Annotated in this window: 5 protein-coding genes and 1 tRNA gene; all 6 read right to left on the reverse strand. The window is 39.1% G+C overall.

All coding sequences use genetic code 11. The features are described from left to right. Nucleotides 1-2: 2 nt before the first annotated feature. The 6 genes from ABXT69_RS08870 to ABXT69_RS08895 all read right to left on the reverse strand — a co-directional run bounded on the left by ABXT69_RS08870 (nucleotide 3) and on the right by ABXT69_RS08895 (nucleotide 6,929). Entirely contained in the window at nucleotides 3-2,474 is a 2,472-nt protein-coding gene (locus tag ABXT69_RS08870) for an efflux RND transporter permease subunit (RefSeq protein WP_416678055.1), read from the reverse strand. Nucleotides 2,475-2,598: 124 nt separating this feature from the next. Continuing rightward, nucleotides 2,599-3,510, reverse strand: coding sequence for a DMT family transporter (locus tag ABXT69_RS08875; protein WP_416678056.1), 912 nt, complete (start codon nucleotides 3,508-3,510; stop codon nucleotides 2,599-2,601). A gap of 86 nt (nucleotides 3,511-3,596) precedes the next feature. After that, nucleotides 3,597-3,681, reverse strand: a tRNA-Leu gene (locus ABXT69_RS08880). A gap of 5 nt (nucleotides 3,682-3,686) precedes the next feature. Further along, on the reverse strand, nucleotides 3,687-4,016 hold the full coding sequence (gene secG, locus ABXT69_RS08885; protein WP_271541938.1) for a preprotein translocase subunit SecG: 330 nt from the start codon (nucleotides 4,014-4,016) through the stop codon (nucleotides 3,687-3,689). A 1-nt stretch (nucleotide 4,017) separates the two neighbouring features. Continuing rightward, nucleotides 4,018-4,764, reverse strand: a complete 747-nt coding sequence (gene tpiA, locus ABXT69_RS08890) for a triose-phosphate isomerase (RefSeq protein WP_416678057.1) — start codon at nucleotides 4,762-4,764, stop codon at nucleotides 4,018-4,020. A gap of 95 nt (nucleotides 4,765-4,859) precedes the next feature. Beyond that, nucleotides 4,860-6,929: an FAD-dependent oxidoreductase gene (locus ABXT69_RS08895; RefSeq protein ID WP_416678058.1), complete on the reverse strand. Its 2,070-nt coding sequence runs from the start codon at nucleotides 6,927-6,929 to the stop codon at nucleotides 4,860-4,862. Nucleotides 6,930-7,019: the final 90 nt, after the last annotated feature.

Below are 7,019 nucleotides of genomic sequence, written 5' to 3' on the forward strand. Positions count from 1 at the left end.
TCCTACATACTAGCCTTATCTTTAATAATCAGCTTCATTATTGCTGGCATCAAGAAAAAGTCTGCCAATACTGCTACCAAAATTGCACTAGCTGTTAAAACACCAAAGTCAAACATGTTGTTCATTTGAGAAAAGGTCAGCACAAGAAAGCCAAGAGCGAGGACTATAGAAGTTAGTGTAATGGCTCTTCCAGTGCCAAGCAATGTAAGCCTTACTGCCTTATCAACATCATTATATTGAAGCTCATATCTTCTAAAGTTATGCATAAAATGAACAGTGTCGTCCACTGCAAGTCCAAGTGCTATAGCGCCAATCAACAAGGTAAACATGTCAAGAGGCATTTTAAAGACAACCATAATTGTTGAAAGAAAAATTATGGGCAAAATATTTGGAATCATGCTTATGATACCAATTTTTACATTGCCAATTAGTAGCACCATAAGAATGGTTATTAATGAAAATGCAAGGACATAACTAAATGCACTACTATAAATCGCCTCTTCAAAAGTTACGGTCATCAGAGTTCCAATGCCAGTGAAAGTAACTTTAGCAAGAAGTCCAAACTTTTGATCTAGGTAGACCTGTGCATTATCTATAAAAATATTAGCTTCTAGTGAGTCAATAAAAGGGGTTTTTAATGTTAGCCGAGCTTTAGAGTAATTTGCATCTACAAGGCTCGAAAGGTCATCATTGCCGCTGCTTTCAAAAAGCAAAAATTCCTGTGCAATAAGATCAGGATCATCAGGAATCGCATAAAACTCTTCACGGTTTTCATTAAGCGCTTTATTTGTTTCCTTGATAACGTCAATATAACTAATAACTTTTCCAACAAACATGTTTCCTGTTGAGATAGAATTTATATTTTTAGAAACGTCATCAATCACCTTTAAAAGCTCTGGGTTATAAAGTCCATTCGTTTCTCCGGTGTCAATAATAACTTCAAGCGTTAGGGAGCCCTTAAGATTTTCGTCAACCGCCTCCGTTGCAATGCGCGCAAAGTTATCTTCTGGAAGCCATTGAAGCGGAAAATGAGAAAACCTAAGCTGTGATGCAATAATAGCTGCGCAAATAATTAATACAGCACTTACTGAGACTATAAGTTTTGGGCGGCCAGTTGCGAACACACTTATTCCAATAAGAGACCTATCCATTAGGGTTTGGCCTTCTTTATCTGAGTTGGTCTTAAGGGTTTTAACTCTAGTTATAGATATTAAAGCAGGCAGAAAAATGAGAGTAAAAACTAAGCCAATCATTACGCCGCTGCTAGCAAAAATACCAAGATCGGCTACGGGTGCAACTCCAGAAAAAGAGAAGGACCATAAGCCAACAGCTGTAGTAATAGAGGTCATTATAATTGCTAGGCCAGAGTGGCCCATTGCATACCTCAAGGATACTTTCTTGTCATTTGTTTTTGAAAAGTCCTTATAGAAGACTGCCAGCAAATGTATAGATGCACTAGTCACCACCGCCAACAAAAAGGTTGGCATAATTTGGGTAGCCATTGTAAAAGGGGCTGAAAATACCGACATTAATGAGACGGTTGTTATAAGCGTAAGAGATACGCAGGCTAATGGCAATATAACGCCTGAAATGCGCCTAAATAAAGCAAACAAAACAACCATAATAACAATCATCATTAAACTAATAAAAATAACTGAATCATTCATTAGGGCTTGCTTAAAGATTCCTGCAATTGCAGCCGAGCCTGATAAGTATATTTCAAAATTATCTTCATCAAAACGCTGCATGATGCTCTGGGTTTTTGCAATTATTTCGTCGTTTTCAGCATCTGTTAAATACACCCTCTGGCCGCCCAAGCTATCATCATCAAACTCTAGGCCATCATCAAACTCTAGGCCATCATCAAACTCTAGGCCATCATCAAACTCTAGGCCATCATCAAACTCTATATTAACTGGCTCATTTGACAGCCCATTATTCGAGTATGTTTCTGTGTCAATCGTAACAGTAGTCATAGTAAAGTCTTCACTGTAAAGTGAGTTTTCATAGAGACTGTTACTAACGACTGTTTCTTTTAGTTTGAATAATTCACCCTTAGTTTTAGGGAGGTTGACAATTAAGGGCTCAACAATTAACTCACCCTCGATTCCATAAGTATTTCTTGCATTTATTAGAGAGTCAACGCCTTTAATATTTGGTAGCTCGCTCTCGAGAGCGTCATGAAAGCTATCAAGCTTCTTTAAAAAACTTAAGTCAAAAATATTTTCAGTTTTAACAGCGATCATTAACTTTTCATCCCTGCCAAACTGATCTCTGAATATGTCGTACTCAACACGCATTGGGTCTGATTTATGTAAAAACCCTTCAGTAGTTGTATCAATCTTTAAAGATGGCAATTGCGAGCCAAGAGCAGCTACAAGAAGAAAAATAATTAGTATTGTTTTCTTGGCATTATCAAAAAGCCAGTCAGAAAATAGCTCTATCTTTGCTTCGGTTTTTGTGCGCCAATTCATATTATTTTATGGTTAATTGTAATGTTGAGTATATAGGGACTACATAAGAAAATTAAAGCCCGCATATTATATGTTATGCATTAAAGAATAAGAATAGAATTGATCAAAGGCTGGTCTATCCTTTTTATAAAGGCTCTATCAAGGCCTCTTGTTTATTTTCCTGATCTTGATTATTTTTCATTGCTCGCCAAGAGACATAAAGACCGCTAAGAATAATAATAATTAGTCCAAGTATCGCTTGAACGTTTGGCAAAACACCAAAAACTAAATAGCTCAAAATAATGGCAACTACGATCTCAAAATAATTGAAGGGGCTTAGCTCTGAGGCGCTAGCAAACTCAAAAGCCTTGATAATCATAAAGTGCGAAGCTGCAGCAAAAAAACCCATTGCTGCCCCCATTAGAATGCCCTTTAAATCTGGAGTTGTCCAATAAGGCACAACAATTAACGACATAATAACTATTCCAACGATTGCAGAATAAAATAAAGTCAAAACTGGTGGCGCACGAAAAGATAGTTTTTTAGTTATGATAATATAAAGGGCATAGCAAAATCCTGCGACTAAGGCAAATAATAAAGTCGGATCAAACTGTTCACTGTCGGGCTGAAGAACTACTATAACCCCTATAAATCCTATTAGAACGCCAACCCCAATAAATATATCAAAACGCTCTCCTAGAATAAAGGGTGAGAGAACTGCAACAACAAGAGGAGAGATAAATAAAAGCGTAAGCGCTTCAGGGATATCATTGGTTACAATGGCTGCAAAAAAGAATAGTGTTGCTAGCGTAAGCATCAAGCCCCGTAAAAACTGTAAGCCGGGCTTTTCAGGGATTGAAAATAACTTAACCTTTTGCCACATAATCATTGGCAACAACCAAACAGCATGGAAAAAAAACCGTGTCCATGTAACTTGTGTTACGTGATAGCCTTCTTGGCTCAAAAGCTTAGCAAAAATATCTAAAAAAGGAACAATAGTCATCCCTAAAAGCATTAAGCCTATTCCTTTAAGTATTTTTACATTCGTAATTTTCATTAACTCTTAATTATGAAAGAATGCTGATTGTACATAACAACCTTAATAAACTGTATGAATAAAGCTTGAGTTAAAACAACTTAGTTTGGTGCCGTCGGACGGAGTCGAACCGTCACAGCTTGCGCTACAGCCCCCTCAAGGCTGCGTGTCTACCAATTTCACCACGACGGCTTTAATTAATTGCTGGGAATTTCGCTTGCGTCTGTATCAAGCCCATCATCACTCATAGTTGTCTGGGACATAATACTTTGGTCGGCCTCTGCTGCAGACCTTTCATTTGAAGCGAAGTAAGCAAGACTTATGCTGGTTACAAAAAAACCAATAGCCATGACTGCAGTTAATTTATATAAAAATGAATGCGCGCCTCGAGCTCCAAAAACTGAGCCTGCCGCCCCAGAACCAAATGCAGCGCCCGCATCTGCTCCCTTGCCGTGCTGTATTAATATTAGCCCGACTAGCCCAAGAGCCAATAGCACATGAATTACTAAAATTATTTGAAATGTCATATTAACCTGCCTTACATATTTGTAAAAAATCTTCTGCTTTTAGAGCAGCCCCACCAATAAGCCCACCATCAATATCTGGGCAAGAAATTAACTCAACAGCATTACCTGCATTCATACTTCCACCATATAGTATAGGTGTTTTTTGAGCAATATTTTCACTACTCTCACCTAAAAGGTTTCGTATAAAAAAATGAACCGCTTGTGCTTGTTCTGGCGTTGCTGTCATGCCTGTTCCTATTGCCCAGACTGGTTCATAAGCAATAATAATACTGTCAAAAGACTCTATGCCAACTAGCTCTATAACAGCATTAATTTGCTCCGCAACAACCGTCTCAGTTTTTCCAGCCTCTCTCTGCTCTAGAGACTCTCCAACACATAAGAGAGGGCACAAACCAGCACCTAATGCAGCTTTCGTTTTTTCGGCAACGACCGAACTTGTTTCGCCGTATAAACTTCTTCTTTCAGAATGTCCAGCGATAACATGTTTTGCACCAAAGTCCTTTATCATATCCGCACTAACTTCGCCAGTAAATGCGCCTGATGGGTTTATGTTAATGTTCTGGGCGCCAAGCTTTAAATTACTGCCTTCTATCAAAGACTCAACTTGGGACATATATGGAAAAGGAACACAAACCAAAACCTCTGAATTAACGCCTTCCATTCCAGACAATATTCCATCAATTAGGCTCTTAACAGAGACCTTACTGGCGTTCATTTTCCAGTTTCCAGCAATAATTGTCTTGCGCATACTTTATTAGGTCATACAAAAAGAGGGCAATGTTACTCTAAAACACGCACAAAATCAATTGTGAAATAGGCCTTAACCCCTCTCCAGTATTGTCTTTACTTAAGGCTTGGCATTTCACGCATAAACATGGCCTTTTGTATTTCTTGTTCCGGCTCCTCAAAACTTTGCGCGGCAAGGTGGCCTAAAAAGACTGCATCTGCTATTAAACCTGGAGACTCGGCATCTCCAATTAACTGAATGTGTTTTGCTTCGCCCTGTTCAGTATTATTTTCTTGCTCCACAAGCTGATCATAGAGCGTAGTGTTTGGAATGCGCTCTGTAACCATTACTAGTGATGAACATTTTAAAAGTGAAATCTCTCCGGTAAACACGCACTTAAGATTAAGATTACTACCTTCAGCCTTATCTATGGTCTTATTGCAAATTACGTTAACGCCGTTAACCAAAAGCGCTTTCTGAATTCTTTTTTGTTCTAGAGTTGACTCTGTCCATGGAGATACAACGCTTGCTGGCGTTATAAAAATTACTTCGTGTTCATCAAAGCTCAACTGGTCCGCAATTACCCCTGCCAAATATCCCTGCTCATCATCATAAACAACAATAGGGCCCCTTAAATTTGGGCTCTGCTTTATCGCCTCTTCTGGAGTAAGCACCTGAAGCGACTCTAGGCCCTGAACTGGTTTTCTTCTACTTCTGCCGACACCGTCTTTGCGCCAACTTGACCCAGTAGCTAAAAATATATTATTGATTCCAAGTTCATTTATATGTGAAAGAGTTAATTCGCTTTCTTTGTAAATTTCAATATTGTTTTTTTGCTGTATCTCATAAATTCTATTATCAGAGACTCGTTTCCAAGCAGAAAGCCCTTTAAGCCCAGACTCAAAAAGCACTCTGCCTCCTAATTTATTATCTGCCTCTGCCAACGTAACATGATAACCACGTCTTGCTAGCTGCATAGTGCATTCTAATCCGGAAGGTCCAGATCCAATAACAAGTGCTTTTTGATCTGTCTTTTTAGGTTTAATTGATTCTGGGTCCCAGCCCCTTCTCCACTCTTCTCCCATAGTTGGGTTTTGTGTACAACGAATTGGAACTGCAAAATTATCGCTCGATACGCAAATATTACAACCAATGCATTCTTTTATTTGATCAGTCTTTCCAGCTTTTATTTTGTTAGGAAGATAAGGATCTGCTATTGAAGGTCTCGCTGCACCAATAAGATCTAAAGCTCCACGCTCAATTAGGCTAACCATTAGGTCTGGAGATGTAAGCCGACCAACCCCAACTACTGGCTTTGTTGTTATACTTTTCACAAATTCAACATATGGAATTTGATAGCCCTCATTTGGCTCAAAACGAGAAGTTTGTGAGTCATTAGCCCAGTCGGAAACATTTACATCCCAAAGGTCAGGAATTTCAGCCAGCATTTCAACTACCGCTCTTCCTTCCTCAAAGAATTGCATTCCGTCTGAACCCTTAAGCTCGTCAACAGCAAACCTAAAAGCTACTGCACAGGTGTCACCAACAGCGTCTTTAGTTTCCTCAAGCAACTCCCGTGTTAAACGAACTCGGTTTTCAATACTGCCACCATACTCATCAGTACGATCATTAATTTCTGAAAGCAAAAATTCCTGGGTAAGTGTCATGCCATGGCCCGCATAAACATAAATAATATCAAAACCAGCGGCTTTTGCGTTTAAAGCGGCGTTACGATGCCAGCGCCTAAACTCAGCAATGTCTTTCTTATTCATGCGCCTAGTTTGTTTGGGATAAACAAGATCTATAGATTGGCTTACAGGCGAAATAACAGGGAGCCTGGAATATAAGTTAGCAGCATGGTTTCCATTGTGGGCTAATTCGATTGCCGCAAGAGCCCCATGCTCATGAACAGCTTCTGTCATAAGACTTAGAGCTGGAATATCTCTTTTGTCCCATATTCTTTGTTCAACATATGGCGACAAATCGGAGGTAGGGTGTATTTCTGACTCCTCTGTACTAACGACCCCCCACCCACCTTTTGCTTTTAAGGCCCTCATAGAAGCGTGTGCTTGTGGCCTTTGATGCCCCATACCACAACAATGTGGAACTTGATAAAAGCGATTTTTTGTAACAACAGGGCCAATCTTCACAGGCTCAAAAAGTCTACTATAGGGGGTTTTTTTCATTAGTCAGTTTTCCGGCTTGAAGGTCAAATTTTTTATCTTTTATTAGTTAAATTATATAGATGTGGAGTTAATAAAGAACAACAAATCCAA

It is taken from the genome of Candidatus Pseudothioglobus sp. Uisw_016, assembly GCF_048087635.1.
Lineage (GTDB): Bacteria > Pseudomonadota > Gammaproteobacteria > PS1 > Pseudothioglobaceae > Pseudothioglobus.